General features: G+C 67.3%; 22 protein-coding genes. 6 read left to right on the top strand and 16 right to left on the bottom strand.

Translation table 11 applies throughout. From position 1 onward, the window contains the following. Position 1: 1 nt before the first annotated feature. The 3 genes from ACFXHA_RS28030 to ACFXHA_RS28040 all read right to left on the bottom strand — a co-directional run bounded on the left by ACFXHA_RS28030 (position 2) and on the right by ACFXHA_RS28040 (position 2,209). The gene (locus tag ACFXHA_RS28030) at positions 2 to 874 is read right to left on the bottom strand and encodes an LLM class flavin-dependent oxidoreductase (RefSeq protein WP_379361859.1); all 873 of its coding nucleotides are present in this window, start codon (positions 872 to 874) and stop codon (positions 2 to 4) included. Between the two features lie 71 nt (positions 875 to 945). Further along, entirely contained in the window at positions 946 to 1,254 is a 309-nt protein-coding gene (locus tag ACFXHA_RS28035) for a pyrimidine/purine nucleoside phosphorylase (RefSeq protein ID WP_379361861.1), read from the bottom strand. 49 nt (positions 1,255 to 1,303) lie between these two features. Continuing rightward, positions 1,304 to 2,209 carry a patatin-like phospholipase family protein gene (locus ACFXHA_RS28040; protein ID WP_379361863.1) on the bottom strand — a complete coding sequence of 302 codons (906 nt, stop codon included), beginning with the start codon at positions 2,207 to 2,209 and terminating at the stop codon, positions 1,304 to 1,306. Positions 2,210 to 2,309: 100 nt separating this feature from the next. Here ACFXHA_RS28040 and ACFXHA_RS28045 point away from each other — a divergent pair, with 100 nt between their 5' ends. Further along, positions 2,310 to 3,284, top strand: coding sequence for a dimethylarginine dimethylaminohydrolase family protein (locus ACFXHA_RS28045; protein WP_379361865.1), 975 nt, complete (start codon positions 2,310 to 2,312; stop codon positions 3,282 to 3,284). Between the two features lie 59 nt (positions 3,285 to 3,343). Then, positions 3,344 to 3,976 (top strand): hypothetical protein, encoded by a 633-nt coding sequence (locus tag ACFXHA_RS28050; RefSeq protein ID WP_379361867.1) that lies wholly within the window; start codon positions 3,344 to 3,346, stop codon positions 3,974 to 3,976. Here ACFXHA_RS28050 and ACFXHA_RS28055 read toward each other — a convergent pair. From ACFXHA_RS28055 to ACFXHA_RS28075, 5 genes are all read right to left on the bottom strand, one after another. Then, positions 3,952 to 6,312: a RelA/SpoT family protein gene (locus tag ACFXHA_RS28055; protein WP_379361869.1), complete on the bottom strand. Its 2,361-nt coding sequence runs from the start codon at positions 6,310 to 6,312 to the stop codon at positions 3,952 to 3,954. The genes ACFXHA_RS28050 and ACFXHA_RS28055 overlap by 25 nt on opposite strands. 151 nt (positions 6,313 to 6,463) lie before the next feature. Further along, positions 6,464 to 8,062, bottom strand: coding sequence for an ABC-F family ATP-binding cassette domain-containing protein (locus ACFXHA_RS28060; RefSeq protein ID WP_379361871.1), 1,599 nt, complete (start codon positions 8,060 to 8,062; stop codon positions 6,464 to 6,466). Between the two features lie 161 nt (positions 8,063 to 8,223). Beyond that, positions 8,224 to 9,429, bottom strand: a complete 1,206-nt coding sequence (locus ACFXHA_RS28065) for an MFS transporter (protein ID WP_379361873.1) — start codon at positions 9,427 to 9,429, stop codon at positions 8,224 to 8,226. A 62-nt stretch (positions 9,430 to 9,491) separates the two neighbouring features. After that, on the bottom strand, positions 9,492 to 9,971 hold the full coding sequence (locus ACFXHA_RS28070; protein WP_379361875.1) for an RrF2 family transcriptional regulator: 480 nt from the start codon (positions 9,969 to 9,971) through the stop codon (positions 9,492 to 9,494). Positions 9,972 to 10,015: 44 nt separating this feature from the next. Next, positions 10,016 to 11,995, bottom strand: coding sequence for a peptidoglycan DD-metalloendopeptidase family protein (locus tag ACFXHA_RS28075; RefSeq protein WP_379361877.1), 1,980 nt, complete (start codon positions 11,993 to 11,995; stop codon positions 10,016 to 10,018). 124 nt (positions 11,996 to 12,119) lie between these two features. Here ACFXHA_RS28075 and ACFXHA_RS28080 point away from each other — a divergent pair, with 124 nt between their 5' ends. Then, the gene (locus tag ACFXHA_RS28080) at positions 12,120 to 12,398 is read left to right on the top strand and encodes a hypothetical protein (protein WP_379361879.1); all 279 of its coding nucleotides are present in this window, start codon (positions 12,120 to 12,122) and stop codon (positions 12,396 to 12,398) included. Here ACFXHA_RS28080 and ACFXHA_RS28085 read toward each other — a convergent pair. Beyond that, on the bottom strand, positions 12,395 to 13,585 hold the full coding sequence (locus ACFXHA_RS28085; protein WP_379361881.1) for a PucR family transcriptional regulator: 1,191 nt from the start codon (positions 13,583 to 13,585) through the stop codon (positions 12,395 to 12,397). The two genes, ACFXHA_RS28080 and ACFXHA_RS28085, sit on opposite strands and share 4 nt — an antisense overlap. 195 nt (positions 13,586 to 13,780) lie before the next feature. Between ACFXHA_RS28085 and ACFXHA_RS28090 the strand changes: the two genes are divergently transcribed. Beyond that, positions 13,781 to 15,196, top strand: coding sequence for a lipase family protein (locus tag ACFXHA_RS28090; protein WP_379361882.1), 1,416 nt, complete (start codon positions 13,781 to 13,783; stop codon positions 15,194 to 15,196). A gap of 4 nt (positions 15,197 to 15,200) precedes the next feature. Here the strand turns inward: ACFXHA_RS28090 and ACFXHA_RS28095 are convergent, their stop codons facing one another. From ACFXHA_RS28095 to ACFXHA_RS28120, 6 genes are all read right to left on the bottom strand, one after another. Further along, a complete protein-coding gene (locus ACFXHA_RS28095) occupies positions 15,201 to 15,773 on the bottom strand; it encodes an adenine phosphoribosyltransferase (RefSeq protein ID WP_379362296.1) in 573 nt (190 codons plus the stop codon). 35 nt (positions 15,774 to 15,808) lie between these two features. After that, complete coding sequence (locus tag ACFXHA_RS28100; RefSeq protein WP_379361884.1) at positions 15,809 to 17,527, bottom strand: ABC transporter substrate-binding protein; 1,719 nt, start codon at positions 17,525 to 17,527, stop codon at positions 15,809 to 15,811. A gap of 20 nt (positions 17,528 to 17,547) precedes the next feature. After that, entirely contained in the window at positions 17,548 to 18,777 is a 1,230-nt protein-coding gene (gene secF, locus ACFXHA_RS28105) for a protein translocase subunit SecF (RefSeq protein WP_379361886.1), read from the bottom strand. Positions 18,778 to 18,779: 2 nt separating this feature from the next. Further along, positions 18,780 to 20,477, bottom strand: coding sequence for a protein translocase subunit SecD (gene secD / locus ACFXHA_RS28110; RefSeq protein ID WP_379361888.1), 1,698 nt, complete (start codon positions 20,475 to 20,477; stop codon positions 18,780 to 18,782). Between the two features lie 105 nt (positions 20,478 to 20,582). Then, positions 20,583 to 20,948, bottom strand: coding sequence for a preprotein translocase subunit YajC (gene yajC, locus ACFXHA_RS28115; protein WP_379361890.1), 366 nt, complete (start codon positions 20,946 to 20,948; stop codon positions 20,583 to 20,585). 204 nt (positions 20,949 to 21,152) lie between these two features. Then, the gene (locus ACFXHA_RS28120) at positions 21,153 to 22,646 is read right to left on the bottom strand and encodes a flavin-containing monooxygenase (RefSeq protein WP_379361892.1); all 1,494 of its coding nucleotides are present in this window, start codon (positions 22,644 to 22,646) and stop codon (positions 21,153 to 21,155) included. A 53-nt stretch (positions 22,647 to 22,699) separates the two neighbouring features. Between ACFXHA_RS28120 and ACFXHA_RS28125 the strand changes: the two genes are divergently transcribed. Beyond that, positions 22,700 to 23,365 carry a TetR/AcrR family transcriptional regulator gene (locus ACFXHA_RS28125; RefSeq protein ID WP_379361894.1) on the top strand — a complete coding sequence of 222 codons (666 nt, stop codon included), beginning with the start codon at positions 22,700 to 22,702 and terminating at the stop codon, positions 23,363 to 23,365. Positions 23,366 to 23,437: 72 nt separating this feature from the next. After that, positions 23,438 to 24,007 carry a DivIVA domain-containing protein gene (locus tag ACFXHA_RS28130; RefSeq protein ID WP_379361896.1) on the top strand — a complete coding sequence of 190 codons (570 nt, stop codon included), beginning with the start codon at positions 23,438 to 23,440 and terminating at the stop codon, positions 24,005 to 24,007. Here the strand turns inward: ACFXHA_RS28130 and ACFXHA_RS28135 are convergent. After that, complete coding sequence (locus ACFXHA_RS28135; protein WP_379361898.1) at positions 24,001 to 25,218, bottom strand: hypothetical protein; 1,218 nt, start codon at positions 25,216 to 25,218, stop codon at positions 24,001 to 24,003. The genes ACFXHA_RS28130 and ACFXHA_RS28135 overlap by 7 nt on opposite strands. Between the last annotated feature and the right edge of the window lie 65 nt (positions 25,219 to 25,283).

Genomic DNA, 25,283 nt, shown 5'->3' on the forward strand with positions numbered 1-25,283 from the left:
GTCAGGGCACCAGCGGCCGGACCTGCTCGGCGACGAAACGTACGAAGCCGATCGGGTCCGGCTCATCGGCGGTGGGCTGCAGCACCACGCTGGTGGCTCCGGCCTCGGCCCAGCGAATCACCGTCTCCGCCAGAGCCTCCGCATCGCCCGCGACACCGACATCGGGGATCTTGTCGCGGTCCTTGACGCGCAACTCAGCCGCCACCCGCTCCGCCGCGCCCGGCCCGGTGGCGGCCAGAAGATAGACGACGATCGGATATGGCTGCGCGGCAACCGATTCGGGTCGGACGGCGGATAAGATTTCGGCGGCGACCCGAACGCCCTCTGCCGAATTGGAATTGTCGAGCACCACCCCGTCGGCCGACTCTCCCACCAGGCGCAGGGTTTTCGGCCCCTTCGCCGCGGCCAGGATGGGCGGAGCCGACACCGGCGGCCAGTCCAGCGCGACATCGTCGAGCTGAACGTAGCGACCCTTCACCGTGATCCGCTGTCCGTCGAGCAATCCACGCAAGGCATCGAGATATTCGCGCAGCAAGGTCACCGGCGAGGCGACCCGCGCGCCGACCTGCCCCATCCAGTCCTGTACCCCGTGTCCCACACCCCAGATCCCCCGCCCCGGGAACATCCGCTCGAGCGTGGCGATCTCCATCGCCGTGATCGCTACATTCCGCAGCGGCACCGGCAACACCCCGACCCCGACCCGCAACCGTTCACTCCACGCCAATGCCGCTGCCGCCGTGGATATCCCGCCCTCGAGGAAACAGTCCTCCCACAACCACAGTTCGTCGAGCCCCGACTCCTCGGCCGCCCGCACCACGTCCCGCAATCGCTCCGGTGGATTCTGCGGCCGGAACACCGCACCCAGCGTCGTCATGCCTCATGCCTACCAAAAAAGCAGTGGCCCGGCCTCATTCACGAAGAGACCGGGCCACGCGGGTTCGAAACTCAGCCGAAGTGGCAGACGTAGTGGACGGGCTCGAGGACCTCGATGACGAAGCTGGAGTCGCCCGGCACGGAGAAGGTCTCGCCGCCCTTGTAGGCGGTGGCTTCGGTCGCACCGGCGAGGGTGACATTGCACGAGCCTTCGAGCAGCTCCATGATCTCCGGCGCGCCCGTGTTGAAGGTCAGGGTGGCGGGGAGGATGACACCGACGGACTTGCTGGTGCCATCGGCCAGCTCGATATTGTGGCTGACGCACTTGCCGTCGAAGTAGACATTGGCGCGCTTGGTGACGGTGACATTCTCGAACTTCATGCGGCGATCGTACCCGGCGACATCCGGGCAATCCGCAGCGCCGGGCGCACTAGGAGACCGGCGGCACCGCGCCCTCGCGAAGCGTATCCAGTGCCACCGCCGCCAGCGCCCGCCCCTGTTCGATGATCGTCTCCGCCCGATGGAAATCCATGGTGCCGCAGATGTTCTGCGGCACCGAGATCAGCAGATCCGGCGGGTGCGCGGCCAGATGCTGCCGGGTGATCTGCGCGAGCATCAGATCGATGGCCCGCTGCGCCACATCCGTGGCCCGGACACTGCTCAGGGGCGGCGGTGGTTCGACGGGAGCCTCGGCCGCCGTCCTGCCCGCACCCAGGCCGCGCCACCATTGCGTGAACCAGTTCGGGCGCGGCAGCGCACGGTCGTAGGCCGGATCGGGCGGGCCCGAGAGATCCACGCCGATGGTCAGATCCGCGGGGCCGAGCGCCATGGTCGCCACCACCGGTACCGGGTCGAGGACCCCACCGTCGACCAGCACGTGGCCGTCCACCAGCACCGGGGTGATGAACCCGGGAATCGAGATCGAGGCGCGGATCGCGGCGTCCAGTCCCCCGGTCCGGAACCAGGTGGACCGACCGGTCGTCAGATCCGTCGCCACCGCGACATACGGGATCGCGAGATCCTCGATACGCAATTCGCCCAGCATCTCCCGAATGCGGTCGAGCACCTTCCCGGCCCGGATCACCCCCGGCTCGCTGAACGCCGGATCCAGCAGCCGCGCCACCTCGAACTGACCCAGAGCCGTTGCCCAGGAAGTGAATTCGTCCAGCCGCCCGGCCGCGAACAACCCGCCGACCAGCGAACCCATCGAGGATCCGGCTACCCCGACGATCTCGTAGCCGCGCTCCTGCAACTCGGCGATCACCCCGATATGCGCGTATCCACGCGCCCCGCCGCTGCCCAGTGCGAGTTTGACGCGCTTGCCTTCGGTGGCCACGCCCCGACCCTACGACTCACAGCGAATGTCCCGCAAATGTGACTCGCTGGTGTGCGCGGGACCGCCGGGCCGGGCGAACCGGCGATTATCGTCTTCTCCCATGTCCGGTGACATCGCACAGGTCCGGGTCGAGAGCGAATTCGCACCGCTGCGCACGGTGGTGGTCTCGCAGAGCGAATTCCGCGCCCCCGCCGACCCCGCCATGGTGGGCCCCGAGATCCCCGTCGAACCGTCCGCGGCCGACCTCATGGATGCGGTGTGGGGCAAGGACTTCGGCGCGGTCTACCCCGACAAGCAGCAACGGTGGGAGGCCGAACGCGAGGAACTGGCGTCCGTGCTGCGCCGGCACGGCGTCGAGGTACTGCGCCCACGGCTGTTCACCGGAGCCGAGAAGGCGGCCGCCGGGCCCGGCGGCTACGCCAACTTCTTCGTCCGCGACCCCTGGTTCACCGTGGGAGACCACGTCATCGAAGGCGTGCTGCAGTTCCCGCACCGCCGCGACGAGATCCTTCCCAGCCGCGACCTGCTGCTCGAACGCGTCATGCCCGCACAAGCGCACTACGTCGCGCTCCCCCGCCCCGGTATCGGACTTCCCGGGCCGGGCCCCTTCCTCGAAGGCGGTGACGTCCTGGTCCTGGGCACGGAGATCTTCGTCGGCATCTCCGGAATGGCGACCAACGCCCTCGGTATCGCCTGGCTCGCGAAGTACCTTCGCCCGCACGGCTTCACCGTCACCCCGGTCCGGCTCCCCCGCCACGTCCTGCACCTGGACTGCGCCCTGAGCCTGGTCCGCGAGGGCCTGCTGATCGTCTGCCCCGCCCGCCTGCCGGACGGTCTCCCACCGCGCCTGCGCGATTGGGACCGCATCGAGGTCACCGAGGACGAGGCCGCCGCCATGGCCACCAACGGCCTGCCGGTCAACGCCGAAACCTATATCACCGACCCGCAATTCGAGCAGGTCGGCAAGCAGCTGGAAGAACGCGGCATCACCGTCGAATACATCGACTTCGCCGTCTCCCGCATCTTCGGCGGCGCCTTCCGCTGCACCACCCAGCCCCTGCTGCGCGCCGGGTAGACACCTTGTCCGACCCGCCGGTTAGGGTGACAACCCAGATCGGCGGAGGTGTGCGGTAGTTGGTGACAGTAGTTGGTTTCGTGGTCGTCGTCATGACCATGGCCTGGTGGCACGACGTCGACAATGACGGATTCGCCGCGCACCCGACACAATTCGCGTTCTGCGTGGTGGGCTGGATCGTGGCCGCGGTGGCCATCGCGATCGACCTGCGTCCGGCCCGCAGCACACCCTGGCAGCCGGACGGCGCCTCCCGCTCCGATTCGGAGGAGCACCTCAGGGACCGGGAACTCGCGGATTTCCGGGCCGACCTGGTGACCGTTGCCGTGCTGATCGCCCCCGATCGACCGCGGTTGTCCACCACCGTCCGCTTCGTCGTGGAGTGGACGGAAGACCATCGCAAAGCGCGCACGGCGCTGCTCGAGGTCCTACTCGGGCCATCGGACGGCAGGCGGACGCTGGCCGACCTCGATCTCGAGGGTGTCGACAGCGAGCAGTACGACGAGCTCATCCCGTCGCTGCTGCGCGCGGTCGCACGCTACGGCGGCCGCGCCGAACTCGTGCCGTTCCTCATCGTCGACGAGGATCGCCACCGTGGCTACCTGGGGTTCGTAACCCGCACGCGCACAACGACACTCGTCCGCCTCGCCGAGAAGACCGGAATCCTGCTCTACGCGGCGGACGTCACCCGGTAGACGTCGTAGACGCCTTCCACGTTTCGGACGACATTGAGCAGGTGACCCAGGTGTTTCGGGTCGCCCATCTCGAAGGTGAACTTGGAGATGGCGACTCGATCACCGGAAGTGGTGACCGCAGCGGAAAGGATGTTGACCTTCTCGTCGGCCAGCACCTTCGTCACGTCCGAGAGCAGACGCGTCCGGTCGAGAGCCTCGATCTGGATGGCGACCAGGAAGACCGACGACGGGGACGGGGCCCACTTCACCTCGATGATGCGTTCGGGTTCCGCGCGCAGCGAGTCCGCGTTGGTGCAGTCGGTGCGGTGGACACTGACCGCGCCGCCTCGAGTCACGAAGCCCATGATCTCGTCACCGGGGACCGGGGTGCAGCACTTGGCGAGCTTGGAGACGGTGCCGGGCGCGCCCGGAATCTCCACGCCCGCATCGCCGGTCGTGCGCTGGCGCGACGGGACCGTGGAAGGCGTTGACCGCTCGGCCAATTCGTTCTCGACGTCGCTGACGCCACCGAGCTGCGCCATGAGCCGCTGCACCACGTGATGCGCGGACACCTGGTTCTCGCCGACGGCCGCATACAAAGCGGAGATGTCGGTGTAGTGCAGTTCGTGGGCGAGAGCGCTCATGGCGTCGACACTCATCAGGCGCTGCAGCGGCAGGCCCGAGCGACGGACCTCCTTGCTGATCGCATCCTTGCCGGCTTCCAGAGCCTCTTCACGGCGTTCCTTGGCGAACCACTGCCGGATCTTGGCCTTGGCGCGCGGGGACACCACAAAGTTCTGCCAGTCCCGCGAGGGTCCGGCGTTCTGCGCCTTGGAGGTGAAGATCTCGACGACCTCACCGTTCTCCAGCTGCCGTTCCAGCGCGACCAGTCGCCCGTTGACGCGCGCGCCGATGCAGCGATGCCCGACCTCGGTGTGCACGGCGTAGGCGAAGTCCACCGGGGTGGATTTCTGCGGCAGCGTGATCACATCGCCCTTGGGCGTGAACACGAAGATCTCCGGCGACTTCAGGTCGAAGCGCAGCGACTCCAGGAATTCCGCCGGGTCGGCGGCCTCCCGCTGCCAGTCGAGCAGCTGACGCATCCACGCCATATCGTCGACTTCGGTGGAGTCGTTGGAGTGCTTGCCCTTGGTCTCCTTGTACCGCCAGTGCGCGGCGATGCCGAACTCGGCGGTCCGGTGCATGTCCTGGGTGCGGATCTGCACTTCCAGGGGCTTGCCGTCCGGTCCGACCACGGTGGTGTGCAGCGACTGGTAGACGCCGTAGCGCGGCTGAGCGATGTAGTCCTTGAACCGCCCGGCCATCGGCTGCCACAGCGAGTGCACGACACCGACCGCGGCATAGCAGTCGCGCACCTCGTTGCAGAGAATACGAATACCGACCAGGTCGTGGATGTCGTCGAAGTCCTTACCCTTGACGATCATCTTCTGATAGATCGACCAGTAGTGCTTCGGACGGCCTTCCACGACCGCGTCGATTCGACTGGCCGCCAACGTGTTCACGATCTCGGCGCGCACCTTGGCCAGGTACGTGTCGCGCGACGGCGCACGGTCGGCGACCAGGCGCACGATCTCGTCGTATTTCTTGGGGTGCAGGATCGCGAACGCGAGATCCTCGAGCTCCCACTTGACGGTCGCCATACCCAGCCGGTGGGCCAGCGGCGCGATCACCTCGAGGGTTTCGCGTGCCTTCTTGGCCTGCTTCTCCGGCGGCAGGAACCGCATGGTCCGCATGTTGTGCAGCCGGTCGGCCACCTTGATCACCAGCACGCGCGGGTCCCGCGCCATGGCGATGATCATCTTGCGGATGGTCTCGGCCTCGGCCGCGGCACCCAGGTTGACCTTGTCGAGCTTGGTGACGCCGTCGACCAGGTGCGCGACCTCGGTGCCGAACTCGGCGGTCAGCTCGTCGAGCGAGTACCCGGTGTCCTCGACCGTGTCGTGCAGCAGCGCCGCCACCAGCGTGGTGGTGTCCATGCCCAGCTCGGCCAGGATGTTCGCGACGGCCAGCGGGTGCGTGATGTACGGGTCACCGGACTTGCGGAACTGGTGTGCGTGCTTCTCGTCGGCGACGTCGAAAGCCCGTTGCAGCAGAGCGAGATTCGCCTTGGGGTACAGCTCACGGTGCACGGTGGCGAGCGGCTCGAGCACCGGCTTGACGGCGGCGATGCCGCGCTGCCCGGTCATGCGACGCGCGAGGCGCGCCCGGACGCGACGGGAGGCGGAGGTGGGAACGGCGGTGGAATTGCGAGCAGCGGCCTGTCCATTGGACGCCGGAGTGGCGGACCCGTTCTCGGGCGATTGCCCCGAGTTCGCCTTCTCCAAATTCTGTGTCATGCCACCTCCGCTCGCGGCCTCGATCGGAAAACCATATCGGACCGTTCAACCACCCAGATCATCCACTTTAGTCCTGGAAACGAATACCGACCGGGACAGCCGACGCCGCCAGCCCGAACAGCCTTGGAGCGTTGAACTGTACCCGGTCAGCTCACTGTTCATCCGCAGACTCCACCAGCCCGCCGGCGGTCAGTTCCAGCCGCCGTGTCACGCCGATGTCGCTGAGGAATCGCGGGTCGTGACTGACCACGATCAGCGCGCCTTGAAAGGCCGCCAGCGCCTCGGTGAGATGCGCGAGACTCGGCAGATCGAGGTTGTTGGTCGGCTCGTCGAGCAGCAGCAGCTTCGGCGCGGGCTGCGCCAGCAGCAGCATGGCCAAGGCCGCCCGCAACCGCTCCCCGCCGGACAGGGCTCCGGCGAGTACGTCGGCGTCACCGCCCCGGAACAGGAACCTGGCCAGCTGTGCCCGGATCTGTTCGGCCGAGGCGTGCGGCGCGGCGGCCGCGACATTCTCGAACACCGAACGCGATTCGTCGAACACGTCCAGCCGCTGCGGCAGCATTCGCCACGCGACCTTCGGCCCGTCCTGCTGGATCCGGTGCAGCAGCGTGGTTTTCCCGATGCCGTTGCGCCCGGTGAGCGCGATGCGTTCGGGCCCGGTCACTTTCACCGTCACCGTCGGCCCGCACGCCAGGCGCTCGTCGACCAGTTCGAGCACGTCCTGCCCCGGATACAGCCGGGTATCGGGCAACTCGATCCGGATCTCGCGGTCGTCACGCACCCGTTCCTGCATCTCGCTGAGATGATCCCGGGCCCCTTCGACCTTGCCGATGTGGTTGTTGCGCAGCTTGCCCGCCGACACCTGAGCCTCGCGTTTGCGATTGTGGGCGACGATCTTGGGAACCCGCTTCTCCTCCTCGGCCTTGGCCCCGGTCCGCAGCCGGCGATCGAGCTTGATCCGTGCCTCGACCAACTCCCGCGACTGCTTGCGCATATCGCTGCGCGCGTCCCGGACCGCCGCGCGGGCGGCCTCCTGCTCGACGGCGATGATCCGCTCGTATTCGGTGAAATTGCCGCCGAACAAACGGATCTCGCCTTGGCGCAGTTCGGCGATGGCGTCGACCCGATCGAGCAACTCCCGATCGTGGCTGACGGTCAGCACGGTGCCGGGGAACTGGCCGACCACCTCGTAAAGCCGCTGCCGCGCCACGCCATCGAGGTTGTTGGTCGGTTCGTCCAGCAACAGCACATCGGGTTCCCGTAGCAATTCGGCGACCAAGCCGAGCAGTACGGTCTCCCCACCGGACAAGGTATCCAGCCGCCGATCGAGATCGGCGATATCCCCTGCGACATAATGCAATCCGAGCCGTGCCAGCAGCGCGACCGCACGCTCTTCGATATCCCAGGAATTACCCACGAGTTCGAAGTCGGCGTCGTCGACCGTCCCGGATTCGATGCGGTGCAATGCCTTTCGAATCCCGGCCAGCCCGAGCACCTCGTCCACGCGCTGCCCGGTGGCCAGCCCGAGATCCTGCCGCAGATACCCCAGCCGCCCCGGCACGGTCACCGAACCGCGCACGGGCCGCAATTCACCGGTGACCAGCCGGAAGAGGGTTGATTTCCCCGCGCCGTTCGCACCGACCAGGCCGATATGACCGGGTCCGAGCAGGGCGTCGAGACCGTCGAAAACCGGAGTGCCGTCCGGCCACGCGAAGGTGAGATCGGAAATAGAAATAACAGGTAATGGCATGCAGGCCTCCCGAAGATGAGCGAATGCGGCGCGCGACTGCGGGCCACTCGGCGATCACCTCAGAAGAGCAACGGCATGACTCCGATCGGACGGGAATAGAACTCGAATACGTTAACCGGAACCAACGAGCCGATGCAAGAACATATTCCGAGATCCGGGTCTCAGCGGGCGACCGACGTGGTGAGCCGCAGATATCCCAGCGCCACCACCGCCAGTGCCGCGGCGAGCGCGAACATGGCCGCGACGCCGTGGCCGATCATCACGCCGCCCAGCAACGAACCCGCGCCGATTCCCAGGTAGATGCACGACGCGTTCAACGCCACCACCAGACCGGATTCCTGCGGGGCGGCCGCAATGAGGCGGTGCTGCTGAGCCGGTGACTGGCCGAAACTGGACGCGCCCCAGGCGGCGGCGAGCAGCGCCACCAGCGCGGGCACGGTCCAGTGCGCGGCGGCGAGCACGCCCAGGACGCCCAGCGCCGCGGCCAAGGTCAGGCAGCCGACCGTCAGCACGCGCGTGGTTCCCCACCGGTCGGTCGCGTAGCCCGAGTACAGGCTGCCGACAATCGCACCCGTGCCATACGACGCCAGCATCCACGCGGTGGATGACGCGCTGATTCCCAATGCGCCGAAGGCGGGCACCGCGTAGGCGTAGACGACGTAGGCGGCGGTCATGCCGAGCACGGTCAGCGGCAGCACCGTCGCGACCGACGGATTGCGCAGCACCGACAGCCGGGTGTGCAGCGGGACGTACGGGCTGCCAGGCAGCGCGGGCACCCGCACAGCGACACCGATCGCGGCCAGCAGGCACAATCCGGCGACCCCGGCCAGGGCCGACCGCCAGCCCAGCCACTGCCCGATGGCATCCCCCATCGGCACGCCCAGCGCCGTCGCGACGGTCAGTCCGGCGATGACCACCGCCAGCGCTCGGGCCCGCATTTCCGGGCGCACCATCGCGGCGGCCACCGCGCCCGCGTTCGGCGTGAATGCCGAAGCCCCGATCGCGGCGAGGATGCGGGTGATCAGGAGGATCGAAAAGGTCGGGGCCAGTGCGGATCCCAGGTTCGCGAGCCCCAGCACCAGCAGCGCCGAGACCAGCAGCGCGCGCCGGGGCAGCCGCGCGGTCAGGGTGGCCAGCACCGGTGAACCCAGCGCGTAGGTGGCCGCGAACACCGTCACCGCCAGCCCGGCCGTGGCCGTCGAAACCCGAAGCGCCCCCGCCAGTTCCGGCAGGAATCCGGCCAGGATGAAGGCATCGGTGCCGACAGCGAATGTTCCGGCCGCCAGAATCACCGTGCGTCCCAGACCTTTCGACGAGTCCGCAGACTCACCCGTAGCCACGCGTGCATTAATCGGGATATTTGTCATCCCGAATCTCCTTCCGAAAAAACCCGGCCCTGCGGCCGGGTTGCTTGACCGAGCGGTAGCGCTCAGGCGTTCGTTCGCTCGTAGAAATCCCGGGCCCGTTTCGCGGCCGCGGGCGAGGTCTCGGCCACCATGTCGGCGATGGTCTGCGCGGAGAGCTCGCGCCGCCAGGCCAGATCCGCGCGACCCATGACCTTGCTGATGCCGCAGATCTTGCCGAATTCCGAGTCCGCGGCGGCCGCACCGGCGCCGCGGCGGCGAATCTCGGTGCAGCGGAACGCGCCGGTGCGACCCTCGACCGCCGCGACCACGTCCATGAAGGTGATGCGCTCCGGGGCGCGCGCGAGCCGGTAGCCACCGCGCGCACCGGGCACGGATTCGAGGATGCCCTCCCGAACCAGCGGTTGCAGCCGCTTCTTCAGGTATTCCGGTGGCAGCTCGTACATTTCGGCGAGCCTGGCGGTAGCGATGGGCGCGCGGTCCTCGAGCCAGGCCAGCACCAGGCAGCAGTGCAATCCCCACTCGACACCCTCGCCCATCAACATGAAAAGGGATACTACATGTCCCGGTTACCCGAACCAACCGCGACTCAGCGGGTGACCCGCCGCGCCTTCATGCCGTTGGACAGCGGCACCTCGGCCACCTTGCCCCCCGATTCGGCGTGCAGCATGCGTCCACTGCCGGTGTAGATGCCGACATCGGAAGGCCCACGCGGACCGAAGGATCCGAACACCAGATCCCCGGCCTTGGCATTGATCAACTCGACGTCGGTGCCCTGTTCCCACTGTTGCTCCGCGGTGCCCGGCAGCGTCTTGCTGCCTCCGCTGGCCGCGAAGACCGCCGCGGCGGTGAACCCGGCCTGATCGAAACCACCGTTGCTGGGTCCGCCCGCTCCACCACCACCGAACACGTACGGCGTGCCGAGCCACTGCTGTCCGGCCGCCACGATCTGTGCGCCAAGGTCGGCGTTCTCATCGGCCTGGAAGCGCCCTTCGCTGCCGAGGCTGCGGAATCCGGGTTCGGCGGCCAGGATGCGCGCCACATACGGCCGGGTCTCGGTGAAGTGCCGCGCGATCTGATCGGGCATACCACCCGAGGCCAGCACCGCGCCCTCGCCCGCGTTGTAGGCGGCGATGGTGAGCGCGGTCAGGTCGCCGGAGACCTTGCCCTCGCCCATCCAACCCTCGATGGTCTTGGCGATGGCGCACATGTAGCGGCCCTGGCCGATGATGGCGTCCGCGGGTTCCAGCGCACTGGCCACGCCGTCGCCGTCCGCGTCGATGATGTAGGGCTGTCCGTCGGGGGCGAGCGCTTTCGCGGTGCCGGGCATGAACTGCGCGATGCCCTGCGCCCCGTCCGGGGAAACCGCGTCGGATCGGAAGCCGGATTCGGCCTGCCCCTGCGCCGCCAGCAGCGAGGCGCTGATCTCCGGGCACAGTGAGCCCGCCCGGCGGTACCAGATCTCGAGTTCGGGCGGCACCTTGCCGGAGGCGAGATTGCCGCCGGCCGTACCGAATCCGTTCTCGCAGTAGGGCGAGCTCGGGGCGGGGACGCTGCCGCCGGCCAGCCACGGCATGGGGTCGACCTGATGGCCACCCGTCAACCGTCCGCCCGGTACCAGCTCGAAATGCAAATGCGGACCGGAGGATTCGCCATTGCTGCCGACATCGGCGATGTGCTGGCCCATCTGCACGATATCGCCGGTGTGCACGAAGATGCCGTTGTCGTACATGTGGCCGTACACGGTCGAATAGCGACGGCCGCTCTCGTCGAGCGAGTCGATGACGACCCAGTCGCCGAATCCCGACGCCGCGCCCGAGGCCACCACCAATCCGTCCGCGGCCGCGTAGATGGGCGTCCCGGCGGGCGCGGCGAGGTCGACACCCATGTGGGTACCGCCGCGTGCCCCGAACACATCGCTGACCGTGAACACCCCTGGGACAATGGGATATTGGTGCCGCCCGGCCCCCGTCAGGCTGCCGGCCTCGTTGACCGTGCCCGGCATGGCCGCCATGGAGGCGTCGCCCACCGCGGGCACGGTGGAGGTCGCCACCGCGTCCTTGATGCTGACCTGCACCCGGTCCAGGTGATTGCGGGCCGCGTCGCCGCGATCGTCGAGGGGCTTCCACTCGGTGCCGGCCGCCGCGCCCGGAGTCCAGCTGCGCTGCTTCCAGATCAGGTAGTCGACGCGGAAGGCGGCGGCGTTCTCCTGCAGGAACGACACGATGGCGTCGCCCTTGCCGGTGTCGGAGCCGACGATGAATTCCACCGCGCGCCCGGCCTTCAGATCCGGACTGGACGGATCGTCGACCATGCCGCGCATATCCATCATCCCGAAGTGCGCGACCGTGCAGCGCAGCACCCGCAGCGCCCCGTCGGCCAGCCCGGCCTCGGCCGGCGATCCGGTCGACGGGCAGTTGGGTTCGGTGCGCGCCGAGGTGGCGGTGGGAATGCCGGGAGTGGCGGGGCCGCAACTGGTCTCGGTCGAGGGCAGAATAATGACCAGTACCAGCGTCATCAGCCCGATGATCAGGCCGACCGCCGCACCCACGAGATGTTTGGGACTCACGCCCGACCGCTCCCGGCCCTCGCGGTGATCACCCGGACATCATGCCATGAGCGACACGCGGTTTCACGGAGGTGCGTGTCAGTTTCAACTAGTTCACACGGGGCATCCCTCTCGTATGCCGTACGTGGCCCGAAATGAAGTCCACGCCGCTCGCATCATCAGCGGCGTCGGCGCGCTGTTCGCCCTCATCGAGGGCGTGTACATCCTGCTGCTGATCCTCAACGCGGATCAGTCCAACAAGTTCTTCACCTTCATCAAGGGGCTCGCCGAACCACTCGCATTGTTCTTCCCCGGGCTGTTCCACACCGGCAGTACCGATTTCGACATCATCCTGAATTACGGACTGGCCGCGGTGTTCTGGCTGGTAGTGACCGGCTTCATCGCCCGTGTCGTGGCCCGCTAGAGGTCGGCGGCGGAGAGATCGAACGCGGTGAGCGCCGCGGCGAACAGTGGTGTGTGCTCGGAGCGGCCCGGATCGTAGCCGGTCAGGGCGGAAATGCGATTGAGGCGATAGTTCAGCGTATTGCGATGCACCACCAGCGACTCGGCGGCGGCGACCCGATTGTGGTCGTGGGCCAGATACGCCCGCAGCGCGTCCATCAGATGCTGATGGTCGGCCAGCGGGGCGAGCAAGCTCAGCAACCAGGCCCGGGCGGGGCCGGGACGGGCGAACTGATATTGCAGGGCGAGTTCGGCCATGCCGTACACACCGGTCGGTCGACCCAGTCCCAGCGCCAGCCGGGCGATCTCCCCCGCCTCCTCGGCCCGCACCGGAATCTCCGAAACCGTTGCCGCGGTCGCCGTTCCAGCTATCACCCGGACACTGGCGACGGCGGCGATGCGGGCCACCGCGGCATCGAGGCGAGCAACCGGTTCGTTCACCGGCACCAGCACCCAGCCGCCGGCCCGATCCAGCATGGTCAGCGCGTGCGGTGAGAGGGCGTCGATCTCGCCGTGGATGACCCGCATGGCCGGGCGCACCCCGTCCTCGGTGGCGGCCGCGTCGGCGGTGCGCAGGGCCACCACGTGATAACCCCCGAGCACGACGCCGAACCGCGCGGCCAGCAATTCGGCCGGTTTCCCCTGCAACAACGCTTGCGCCAGTGCACGTTTGGCCTCGCGCTGCTCCCAGTGCAAATCCTGGCGTTCCTGCAGATAGGACCCGGCCACACCGGGAATCACCAGGCCGAGATAGCGCAGCAGCTGGGGCACGGCCGCCAGCAACTCCTCGCGTTCGTCGGCCGTATTCGCGTGCGCGATCAGGAAGTTCCAGGCCGCCAGCGCCCCCTGGTGATACACCGCCAGCACCGCGTCCAGGGGAATGCCCTCCCGAGCCCGGCGCACCCCGATGTCGATCATCCCGTTGAGTTCGTCCGGCCGCGGCTCGCGCCCCTCCCGCAGCAGATGCACGAACAAACGCAGGTTGTCCTCGGCACGGTGAATCAGGTCCTGCTCGACCAGTTCCCGGGGTAGCTGTTCGTAGTCGGGGACGGTGCGCACGATCACCGCGACCATCTCCCGGGCGGCCTCGGTCAGATGTTCGGCCAGGAACTCGGCGAAGCGCGCGGGGTCTTCGGGTGCGGTGGTCACCGGGACATTGTGACCGCGACCGAATCCGTTCGCACGGCAAATGAATCCAGCAGGGCGGATACTCACCGGCCGCGGCATCGATCCTGTCATCCGAACAAATACCGGTGCTCAACCCTGAGTTCGCGCACACAGACCGCGACCGCCTTCGTCTGAGACGGTTTAGCCCACATTGTCGTGGCAGAGGAAAGAGGACCGATGACCGGTCATGGATGGGGACGGCTGCATGGACTGGGAAGGATGGTCGCGGCGGGCGCGGCTGTCGGACTGCTGATTTCGGCGGCGCAGGCGGCCGGGCCCGCGCACGCCGAGCAGGACGTCGCGGTGGAGCCCGCACCGGCGTTCACGCTGCCGCCCGAACTGGACGACTTCTACTCGCCACCGGCAGGCCAGGTCGCCGCCGCGCAGCCCGGCGAGATCCTGCGGGCGCGCCGCATCAATCCGGCGTTCTTCGGGTTCGTGCAGCTCGATATCGATGCCTGGCAACTGTCCTACCGCACCACCAACAGCTTCGGGGAGGCGATCTCGACGGTCACCACGGTCCTGGTCCCGCGCGCACCCGCGCCCGAGGGTGGCCGCAAGCTGCTGTCCTATCAGATCGCCGAGGACAGCGCGGCCCAGTACTGCGCACCCTCGTACGTGATCCAATCCGGTGGCCTGCCCATCGATTACGTGAACGCCGCCGAGACCATGATTCCCATCGCCGCGGGCGTGGGTCAGGGCTGGACGGTGGTGATCCCCGACTACGAGGGCCCGCACTCGTCCTACGGCACCTCGAAACTCAATGCCCAGACCACCCTGGACGGCATCCGCGCGGCCGAGAACTTCTCCCCCGCACAGCTTTCCGGCAAGGCCACCCCGACCGCCCTGTGGGGTTACTCGGGCGGCACCGTCCCCTCGTCCTTCGCCGCGGAGATCGCGAAAGACTATGCGCCGGAACTGAATATCGTCGGCGTCGCGGCGGGCGGGCTGGCCGCGGCCGACTATCCCGAGGCGCTGCGACACAACAACCGCGGCCTGTACACCGGTCTGATCATGGGGGTCTTCGCCGGGATCGCCGGCGAGTACCCGGAGGTCCGGGACATGTTGCGCGACAACGTGGTCGACCCGGTCACCCAACTGCTGATCTCCTCCAGGCAGGTGTTGTGCCACCCGGAAGGCACCGCGCTGGTGCCGTTCTACGACTACCTGGGCGCGATGAGCTATCACGGCGATCCGCTGCAACACCCCGCCGTGCAGCGCTTCATCGCCGAGAACTCCCTCGGCCAGGCCACCCCGTCCATGCCCGTGTACATCTATCACGCCCAGTACGACGAGATCCTGCCCAATGCCGGGGTCGATCGGCTGGTGGACAAGTACTGCGCCGAGGGCGCGCCCAGCGTCGTCTACGAACGAGAACTGGTGGCCGAGCACATCTCCGGAGTCGCCGGGCAACTGCCCGGCGCCTTCCACTGGCTGCGCGACCGGCTCAACGGTGTGGCCGCCCCACAGGGGTGCACCATCACCGATCCGACCTTCGTGATGGCAGAACCCCGCTTCTGGCAAACCCTGGGCGAGATCCTGCCGACCGCCGTGCAGGCCCTGATCGGTCAGGCGATCGGGACCAACCGCTGATCGGTCAGAGCTTCACGATCGAGGTCACCGGGTAATCGCCCTGACGCTCCCGGCCCTTCAGGAACTCCAGCTCCAGCACCACCGCCGCCGCGGCCACCTGCGCTCCGGCGGCGGTGAACAGCTCGGCTGCAGCCGCAAGGGTTCCGCCGGTGGCGAGCACGTCGTCGAGCAGAAGAACCTTTCGGCCCTTCAAATCGATACCGTCGGCCGGGATTTCCAGTGCCGCGGAACCGTATTCGAGCGTGTACTCACGGCTGATCACCGGCGGCGGCAACTTCCCGCCCTTACGCACCGCGATCACACCCGTCCCGAGAATGGCCGCCACACCCGCGCCCAGCAGGAAGCCACGCGCATCCACACCCGCCACCAGATCCGCGTCCGGGGCGCACGCCGCGAGGCAGTCCAGCACCGCGCGGAACCCCTCGGAATCGGCGAAGACCGGCGTCAGATCCGCGAAACGCACACCCGGGGTGGGGAAATCGTCGTGCCAGCGGGTCAACCGCTGCACGGCTTCCTCGGCGCGTGCCGCCCGCACTCCCGCCACCTCGGCCGTCTCCAACATCTCGTGCTTGCTCATCTGCACCCGCTCCTCATTCACCACGCCATCGGCGTTCACCGTTTCAGCACCCAGCGATCCATATTCCAGCCCGCGCCCGCCCGGGTGGGGCTGGCGATCCCGTTCTCCATGCCGTCCCCGAACCCGATGGTGCGGGGTGCGGCGAACAGCGGAATCGAGGGCATATCGCTCCAGAGCAGGTTCTCCTGCTCGGTCAGCAGATTCAGCACCGTGGCGGAGTTGTCCTCGGCCGCAAGCTGATCCGCGATGGCATCGTAGCGGCCGTTACCGAAACGCCCGAAATTCAGGCCCGCACCGGTGCGCAGCGAGGCGATGGCGTCGGTCGCCGACAGCGTGCCCGAGGGTCCGGGCATGCCCGCGGTGCCGCCCAGCACGGCGTCCACCTTGCCCTCGGTGAGCTGCGAGGCCGTGAAATCCGGTGCGCCCGCGTCGATCACGGTGATCCCGGCGGCCTTGCAGGCATCGGCGATGGCCGCGACGGTGGCGGCGCGCCGCTCGTCGGGCTTCACATAGCCGACGCGCACGGTCTGATTCTGGATGCCCGAGGACGACGCGGCCTGCGACGCCGTCGCATCCCCGCCCTTGTACTTGTCCCCCGCACCCGAGATGGACGGGTAGTACACCGAATCCTGCGGCACGGTCCGCGAATTCAACGGTCCGGCACCCAGCCCGAGCTTCACGTCGTAGTCGGGATGCCCGAACTTGTCGAACAGGGCCTGACGCGGCACGCACAGCGCGAAGGCACGGCGCGCGTCGGCCGCACCGAACACGCCGCCGGTACCCAGTACCAGCTGCTCGACGCCACGGCCGGGCAGGTTCTGCTTGGTGAACCCGCTCAGGCTGACGTCGCCGAGCGACCCCGCACCCACGTCGAGCACGCCGACCGACTTGTCCGACACCTTGGACTTCAGGTCGGAATGCCGGTCCCACACCACGATTCGCGGCGTCTTGGGCGCATTGCCCCACCACTTCTCGTTCTTGACCAGCAGCAGACCGTCCTTGTCGCTGAAGGAGTCGATCCGGTACGGGCCCGAGGACGGCAGCAGGGACTGATCCAGCTTGCCGGGCGTCAGCTTCCAGCCGTTGTTCCAGAAATCGGCGATCTTCTCCAGTGTCGGCTGATCACCGGTCTGCACCGGGGCCACCACGTTCGGGATCTTCACCTGGGTGGCGATCACGTGCGCGGGCATCATCTCCGACGCGTTGAACAGCGTCTTCCACGCCGAATAATGCTTGCCCGGCCGGAAGACCACGGTCGCGTCCTTGGACCCGGCCTGGCAGTCCACCCGCTCGATATCGCGGTAGCCGTCGGTGCTCGCGGCATCGAAGAGCGGAACCGGCCCGCCCGGACCGGCTTTGGTGAACCGGCCGCTGCGGGCCGCCCAGGTCAGCACCAGGTCGTCGCAGGAGGTCGCGACACCGTCGGAATACACGCCATCGGGCGAGAGCCGGTACTGGATCGTCTGCGCGTCGCCCGGCACCTCCTTGGCCGTCCCGGTGTCGGTGTCGGCCACCGGCTGTCCGTCGGGCCCGGTGTAGAAGAAACCGGTCAGCACCCGCGAGAACACCGCGGCCGCACCGCTGTTGGCGCCCAGGGTGCTGCTGCCGTTGTAGCTCGCGATGACCGCGTCCACGCCGTAGCCGATGGAGGGCACCTGATTCTTGGACGAGCATCCGGCCAGCGCGCCGGCGGCGAGCGAACCCGCCACCAGCGCGACGGCGGTCCGGCGCAGTCCCTTGTGGTTGTGCTTCACCGTCGCAAACCCCCTGCGCGTCAGTGCCGTCGCTGCTGTCGTTTCCCACTCGGCCGGGCCCCTGGACGCGGGGCACCCGTCTGATTGCGCGGCGCGTGATCGCGGGCGGCACCGCTGGCCACCACATCGCCACGACCCGCGGCACCCGCCCGGTCGGCCGCCGCCGCGCCGACGCGCGCCTTGGCCCCGCCCTCACGGCGGCCGAGCACCTTCTTGGTGTGCGCCGCGACCGGACCCCAGGTCTCCTTGATCGACACCAGGATCGGCACCGCGAAGAAGATCGACGAGTAGCCACCCACGATCATGCCGACCAGCTGCACCAGCGCCAGGTCCTTGAGCGTGCCGACACCCAGCAGCCACACCGCGATCACCAGCATGGCGATAATCGGCAGGATGCCGATGACGGTGGTGTTGATCGACCGCATGAGCGTCTGGTTGGCCGCCAGGTTCGCCTTCTCCGCGTACGTGTGCTTGGTCAGGTGCAGCACGCCGCGAGTGTTCTCCTCGACCTTGTCGAAGACGACCACGTTGTCGTAGAGCACGTAACCCAGAATCGTGAGCAGACCGATCACCGCGGCGGGCGTCACCTCGAAACCGACCAGCGAATAGATGCCGGCGGTCACGATCAAGTTGAAGAACAGCGAGCCGATCGCCGCGATCGACATGTCACGTTCGAAGCGAATCGCGATGTAGATCATCGTCAGTACGACGAACACCACCAGCGCCAGCAACGCCTTGTGGGTGACCTGGCCACCCCAGGTCGAACTGATCTCGGCGATGCTGATCGCGTTGCGGTTGGGCGTACCGCTCGAATCCTTCGGATGGAAGGTGTCGAACAGCGCGTTCTGCAGCTTGTCGGACTGATCGGGCTTGAGCGAGTCCGACCGCAGCTGAATGGTGGCCGAGGAGCCCGAGCCCACCTTCTGGGTGGTCACCGGGTCGTGACCGATCGCGGCCCGGTAGACGTCGTCCACCTTCGAGGTGGTGACATCGGCGGCCGCCGGCAGCTGGATGCGGGTACCACCGGCGAAGTCAATGCCGAGGGTGAATCCCTTGACGCCCATGCTGAGCGCGGCGATCGCGATGAGCACCGCGGCGATGCCGTAGTACACCTTGCGCTTGCCGACGATCTCGAAACCGCCGGTGCCGGTGTACAACCGCTCGAACAGGCTGTGCTTCTTGCCGGAAGCCGTTCCCTCGTAATCGAGTTCGCTGTCGGCATCCACCGCGACGGGTGAGGACTTGGCCATGATCACGCCTCCTTCACCAGGACACCGGCCGAGGCCTTGCGTTCCTGTGCAAGCTCAGTAATAGCGCCCAGACCGTTCACCGACGGCTTCGCCCAGAACGGCGAGCGCGAGACCAGCATCATCAGCGGCGAGGTCACCAGGTACAGCACGATGACGTCGAGCACGGTGGTCAGACCGAGGGTGAAGGCGAAGCCCTTCACCTGACCGGCGGCCAGCAGGTAGAGCACCGCGGAAGCGATGAGCGACACCGTCTTACCCGAGAGGTTGGTGCGCTGAGCCCGCTGCCAGCCGCGCGGAACCGCCGAGCGGAAACTGCGACCCTCACGCATCTGGTCTTTTATTCGTTCGAAGAAGACCACGAACGAGTCCGCTGTCATACCGATACCGATGATCAGACCCGCGATACCGGCCAGGTCGAGGGTGAACCCGATCCACCTGCCCAGCAACACGATCAGCGCGAACACCGCCACACCCGCCGCGAGCAGCGAGAAACCGGCCAGGAAGCCGAGCATGCGGTAGTAGAGCAGGCAGTAGATCAGCACCGCCACCAGACCGATCGCACCGGCGATCAGGCCCGCGTGCAGCGAGGACAGACCCAGGGTCGCCGACACCGTCTCCGCCTCGGAGGTCGCGAACGACAGCGGCAGCGAACCGTACTTCAGCGTGTTCGCCAGTTCCTTCGCGGTCTTGGAGTTGAAGCTGCCCGAAATCTGGGTGTTGCCGCCGTACTGACCACCCGCCGTCACGGACGGGGCGCTCACCACCTTCGAGTCGAGCACGAAGGCCAGCTGCTTGCCCTGGTACTGGGTCGTCAGCTTGCCCCAGGTGTCCGAACCGCCGGACTTGAAGTCCACGTTGACCACCCAGCCGCGCTGCTGATCGTAGGCGGAGGTGGCGTTGCTGATCTCCTGGCCGTCGAGCGCGCTCTTGTCCAGCAGGTAGACGAAGTTGCCGTCGGTGGAGCAGGCGACCAGCGGCAGGTCCGGCTTGTCGTTGCCCTGCAACGGATCCGGCTTCGAGCAATCGAGGCTGGCCATGGCCATGGCCTGGATCTGCGGATCGGTGCTCTGGCGCAGCTTCTGCGCGGCCGCGATGTCCTGCTGGGTCTGCTGCTGCGGGGTCAGTCCGCCGGGCGGCGTGGGAGTCGGGCTCGGCGTGGTCGGAGCCTGCGCCGGGAACACCCGGTTCTGCGGAGCTTCCGTGGTCACGGGCGCTTCACTGCTCGGTGCCGCCGGAGTGGTCGGCGCGGCCGACTCGGTCGGCGGCGTCGCGGGCGGCGTGGTGGGCTGCGCGGCCGGGGGCTGCTGACCGCCCTTCGCGGCGGGCTGCTGGCTCAACACGGGACGCACATACAGCTTCGCGGTGGTCGCCAGCGACTTGGCTTGCGCGCCATCCGCACCCGGCACCGTGATGACCAGGTTGTCGCCCTCGATGACGACCTCGGACCCGGCGACGCCGAGACCGTTGACGCGCTTCTCGATGATCGACTGAGCCTGCTTGAGGCTGTCCTGACTCGGCTTCGCGCCGTCCTGGGTGCGCGCGGTCAGCGTGACCCGGGTACCGCCCTGCAGATCGATGCCGAGCTTCGGGGTGTGTGCCTTGTCGCCGGTCAGATAGATCAGGCCGAACATCAAAGCCACCAGCGCGGCGTAGACGCCGAGCAGGCGCATTGGATGCGCCGTTCCCTGAGAAGGTGGCACAGTACTTATCTCCTAGGCGGGGGTCAGGGGTGGAACGTGCGGTTTACACACCGCAGCGCCACCGGCCGCCGGGTGGGTCGGGCGGCCGATGGCGCGGGGGTGTGTTCAGTCCTTGGTCAGCTTCGGTGCGTCGGCGTCGGCCGCAACGACCTGCTCATCGGCGACGGCCTCGGTCGGCTCGGAGTCCTCGGTGGCCTCATCGGCCTCGGTCTCGGCCGGGCGGATCTCGAGGATCGCGCTGCGCTTCCAGGTGGTGACAACATCCTCGGCGATCTCGAGGTCGACGGTCTCCTCGTCGGTGTCGATATCGACCACGGTCGCGAACAGGCCCGAGGTGGTGACGACCTGGTCGCCGACCTTGAGCGCGTCCCGCATCTCGTTGACCTTGGCCATCTCTCGCTTCTGGCGGCGCACTCCCAGGAACATCGGGATCAGCAGAGCAACCAGTAGCAGCGGCAGCAAAAGGTCCATCGTCGAAGTCAGCCCCTAGTCGAAGGTCGGATCGTGCGTGTGCAGGACAGTCTGCCAGTACACCCTGAGAGACGGCGCGCCGACCTGCAATCCGACGGGCGGTGTTTCGCGCAGGGCTGATCTGTTGCTACCCCACGGAGTTATCCGGCAGTACCCGCCGAGCTGCGCGGTCGACCGCCGACTATGCCGACCGCGCAGTCCCGCTCAGGCCGACTGCGCCCCATAGGTGTAGTCGTCGAGCGGGAAGTTCGCCGCTTCCCGATGGGCATTCAGGGTGCTGGTCGGGCGCAACAGCGCGGCCTCACCATGCTGGTTGAAGTAGTAGCTGCGCGCGGTCGAGCACTCGCCGCCATAGAACACCGAGGAACCCAGCTTGTCGGTGACGCGATCGAGGAACCCGGCATTGGCCTGCTCGGTCACCTCGAACACCTGCTCGCCACGGCGGAACATCTCCCCGAACAGGCGCGCCATGTGCTTCATCTGCGCCTCGATGGTGGTGAAGTAGGACAGGCCGCTGTAGGAGTACGGGCTGTTGAGGCTGACGAAGTTCGGGAACTTCGGCACGCTGATGCCCTCGTACGCCTGGAAACGGTTGTCGCGCCAGAACTTTCCGAGATTGCGGCCCTCACGGCCGATGATCTCGATGGCGGGGAAGTTGACGTCCCACAGGTTGAAGCCGGTGGCCAGGATCAGGGTGTCGATCTCGGTCTTGTGGCCGTCGGCGGTGACGATGCCGTCGGCTTCCACGTGATCGATGGAGTTGGTCTCCAGGCGCACATGCGGCTCGTTGAACGTGGTGAAGTAGGTGTTCGAGAAGGTGGGCCGCTTGCAGCCGAAATCGTAGTTCGGCGTCAGCTTCTTGCGGGTCTCCTTGTCGCGCACCGAGTTCCGCAGGTGTGCCTTGGCCAGGATCGCCGCGGCCTTGTTGAGCGGCTTGGCCTGCTTGAAGTGCAGCACGCCGACGACCATGAGCGCCTCCAGCATGGAGGTGTTCGCCAGGCGGGCGGCCTTCTGCGTCAACGGGACTCGCGCGAAGAGGCTCTGCACGGGGCGCGGGATCGCGGTGTCGAACTTGGGCACCACCCAGATCGGGGTGCGCTGGAAGACGGTGAGCGCCGACGCCTTCTTGGCGACCTCGGGGATGAGCTGCACGGCGGTCGCGCCGGTGCCGACGATGGCGGCTTTCTTACCCGTCAGATCGAAGTCGTTGTCCCACGCGGTGGTGTGGATGATCTTGCCCGCGAAGGTGTCGATGCCGGGGAACGGCGGAGTGTAGGGCTGCGACAGGAAGCCGGTGGCGGTCATCAGGTAGCGCCCGGTCAGCGATTCGCCGCCCTCGATGGCGACCACCCAGTGCTGCTGCTCTTCATCCCAGCGCGCGCCGCCGACGACGGTGTTGAAGCGCATGCGCCGGCGCAGGTCGTACTTGTCGGCGACGTGCTCGGCGTACTTCTTGAGCTCGGCGCCCGGCGCGAACAGGCGCGACCAGTTCGGGTTGGGCTCGAACGAGTACGAGTAGGTGACCGAGGCGATGTCGACCGCCAGGCCCGGGTAGTGGTTCACATGCCAGGTGCCGCCCAGGTCGTCCTCGCGTTCGAGGATGACGAAGTTGCTCAGGCCGAGCCGATCCAGCTCGATGCCCGCGCCCATCCCGCCGAAACCGGCACCGACCACGATGGCGTCGTACTGAGGTGCCACGCCGAACCTCCTGCAGAAGTGTTGTTCAACTCAACTGATGCTCATGTCACGGAATGACATCTCATTCCGTTTGTGATCACCGTATCATCGGGCCTGTGACGAAGCCATCCTCGAGAATCGAACGGCGCAAGGCCGAACTCCGCCAGGAGATCATCGACACCGCCTTCGGGTGTTTCGCCGAGAAGGGCTATCACGCCACCGGCATCGCGGACATCGCCGGTGTGCTGGGCATCGGGCACGGGACGTTCTACCGGTACTTCGAGAACAAACGCGACATCATCGATCACGTCATCGACGATCTGGCGGCGCGGATCATCGAATCGCTGGGCACCGACAACGCGCCGGACGCCGCCGACAGCCTGGAGGAGTACCGGGCGCAGGTCGACCGCATCGGTGACGCGTTGAACCGGATCTTCCTCGAGGATCAGCGGGTCGCGCAGTTGCTGCTGTTCCAGGCGACCGGGATCGACAGTGAACTGACCATGCGGCTCTACGGACTGCTGGACACCGCGGACTCACTGACCGCCGGATATCTCGAGCACGGGGTCGAACGGGGTTATCTGCGTGCGGATCTCGACACCGTCAATACCGCGCGGGCGGTGACGGGGATGCTGCTGGCGGCCATCGTGCACGGCATCCGGACGCCGGATGCGAAGGCGGTGGACGATCTCAGCCATGCCATCCGGCATCTGCTGATCGACGGGGTTCGCAAGCACTGAACCGACTCGTTTGTCCGTTGCGGTCGGATCCGCAAGGGGCGGAAGTAATTCGGACATGAAGTCATTGGCACAATGGCGCGAGTGACCCCCGACGACGTCCGCCGCACCCGGTTCGGCCCCGCGCCGTTCGGGCATCACGGCTATCACCCGGCCCAGGTGGACGCCTTCTGCGCGCGCATCGCCGACACCATGCTCGGGCGCGATCACCTCGGCATCGCCGATATCCGGCTGGTGGAGTTCGACGCTCCCGCGCCGGGACAACGCGGCTACGACATCGAGCAGGTCGACGACTTCCTCGACCACATCTGCATCGTCCTCGAGGAACTACGCCGAGGGCGTGGGCGCATCCCGGCCCGGCGCGCCCACGACCCGCTGACCCACGACGACGTCCTGCGTATCCAGTTCTCCGCGCCCCCATTCGGTTTTCCGGGCTATCTCGCCGACGAGGTGGGCGCGTTCCTCGACCGGCTCGCCGCGACGCTGGCCCACCACGGCCCCAATGGGCTCACCGCCCAGGACATCCGGGACACCCGATTCCAGGTGGCCATCCCGGGCGAACCCGCCTACCACCGCGACGAGGTGGACGCGTTCCTCGACCTGATGGTGCACCAACTCGAGAACTCCGAAGTCTCCCGTCACTGACGAAGCCTGTCGTAGTCCGGAAATCGTTGCCGCAGGGCTTGATCGAAGGCCTTGGCACGATCGTGGGAATCGCCGCGGTCGAAGCCGAAGCGACGCACCCCGAGTCGCCGATAGGGGCGCAGATACCAGGACGTCAGAGCGGATGCGGCGTCGGCGTGGTCGTGCAACAGTGCCCAGGCAACGGTGCCTCGGACTCTGCGGGCGGAGATTCGCCGGTAACCGTCGGGCTTTCGTGCGGCGGCCAGGAAGGAGTCCGGATCGGCTGTGGTGGCGAAGAATTCGGCCAGCGGACCGGTCACGTACTCCATGAACCACTCGAGCGCCCCGTCGACGGCGGCGGGCTCGGAGAGGACTCGGCCGGAATAGTACGGCGTGGACTCCCTGGAGACCTGACCGAACCACAGGCGATCGATCTCGCCGAACAGGAGGTTCTCACGACCGTGGCCGTCGGGAACGGCCTCGGCGGGCAGTTCGCGCAGTAGGGCACCACCGGGCTCGGAGAGGATCGCGCCGTATCCGTCGATTCTGATGCCGCCGTTGGCGATTCGGGTCAGCTCTGCCGCGACGGCCAGTTGCATGCCGGGTATCGGCGCCGCTGCTGTGAACCACCGGCGGTCCGGGTCGGGGGGATCGACACGGGCGAAGCCGAGTTCTGCCAGGACTTCGGTGAGCCCGGTGGTGAACCGCGTCAGCAGGTCTCCGGTCACCGGTGGTTGCAGCACCTCGAAAGGTTCGGGCTCGCTGGAGTTCAGGCCCATGCAATAGCTGTAGCCGACCAGCGCTTCGGCCAGATAGATCGGTAGGTCCACGGCATTGTCATCCGCCGGATCCGGCCGCAGTCGTTCCCGCAGCGCGCCCGCCGCGGCCGGCAGCTCACCGGTCACCAGCAGGCTCTCACCATCGGTATCGACCTCCACCAACCACACCTGGCGTCCGTCCGCCCAGCCTTCGATCCCGCTGTAACCCGCCCCTTCCACGACTCCGAACTTGATCACCTCGCACCCGGCCGACCACGCCGGCAGATCCAGCATCTCCTCGAGCTGATCGCCACGGTCGTCGACTACCAGATACCAACCGTCCCGGGTGCGGGCGCCTGAGAACGGCAACTCGGCGGAATCGGACCACTCCCCCGTTCGCTCCAAACCGAGCTCCTGGCAGATCACTGCGGAGTCCTTGCCCCGCACTGCTATCCAACTGACCGATGCCCCCATGAGACTCCCTCCCCCATCTCGATACAGCTCAAGGTAGCCAAGGGGTACGACATGTCCGTGGGCGA

This window comes from Nocardia sp. NPDC059240 (genome assembly GCF_042753865.1).
In the GTDB taxonomy this organism is placed as follows: Bacteria; Actinomycetota; Actinomycetes; order Mycobacteriales; family Mycobacteriaceae; genus Nocardia.

What these genes read in the sequence shown, in the direction of transcription:
- ACFXHA_RS28030 (WP_379361859.1), bottom strand. Translation starts at nt 874, where the DNA reads ATGACGACGCTGGGTGCGGTGTTCCGGCCGCAGAATCCACCGGAGCGA.
- ACFXHA_RS28035 (WP_379361861.1), bottom strand. Translation starts at nt 1,254, where the DNA reads ATGAAGTTCGAGAATGTCACCGTCACCAAGCGCGCCAATGTCTACTTC.
- ACFXHA_RS28045 (WP_379361865.1), top strand. Translation starts at nt 2,310, where the DNA reads ATGTCCGGTGACATCGCACAGGTCCGGGTCGAGAGCGAATTCGCACCG.
- ACFXHA_RS28055 (WP_379361869.1), bottom strand. Translation starts at nt 6,312, where the DNA reads ATGACACAGAATTTGGAGAAGGCGAACTCGGGGCAATCGCCCGAGAAC.
- ACFXHA_RS28060 (WP_379361871.1), bottom strand. Translation starts at nt 8,062, where the DNA reads ATGCCATTACCTGTTATTTCTATTTCCGATCTCACCTTCGCGTGGCCG.
- ACFXHA_RS28065 (WP_379361873.1), bottom strand. Translation starts at nt 9,429, where the DNA reads ATGACAAATATCCCGATTAATGCACGCGTGGCTACGGGTGAGTCTGCG.
- ACFXHA_RS28070 (WP_379361875.1), bottom strand. Translation starts at nt 9,971, where the DNA reads ATGTTGATGGGCGAGGGTGTCGAGTGGGGATTGCACTGCTGCCTGGTG.
- ACFXHA_RS28090 (WP_379361882.1), top strand. Translation starts at nt 13,781, where the DNA reads ATGACCGGTCATGGATGGGGACGGCTGCATGGACTGGGAAGGATGGTC.
- ACFXHA_RS28095 (WP_379362296.1), bottom strand. Translation starts at nt 15,773, where the DNA reads ATGAGCAAGCACGAGATGTTGGAGACGGCCGAGGTGGCGGGAGTGCGG.
- secF (WP_379361886.1), bottom strand. Translation starts at nt 18,777, where the DNA reads ATGGCCAAGTCCTCACCCGTCGCGGTGGATGCCGACAGCGAACTCGAT.
- yajC (WP_379361890.1), bottom strand. Translation starts at nt 20,948, where the DNA reads ATGGACCTTTTGCTGCCGCTGCTACTGGTTGCTCTGCTGATCCCGATG.
- ACFXHA_RS28125 (WP_379361894.1), top strand. Translation starts at nt 22,700, where the DNA reads ATGACATCTCATTCCGTTTGTGATCACCGTATCATCGGGCCTGTGACG.
- ACFXHA_RS28130 (WP_379361896.1), top strand. Translation starts at nt 23,438, where the DNA reads ATGGCGCGAGTGACCCCCGACGACGTCCGCCGCACCCGGTTCGGCCCC.
- ACFXHA_RS28135 (WP_379361898.1), bottom strand. Translation starts at nt 25,218, where the DNA reads ATGGGGGCATCGGTCAGTTGGATAGCAGTGCGGGGCAAGGACTCCGCA.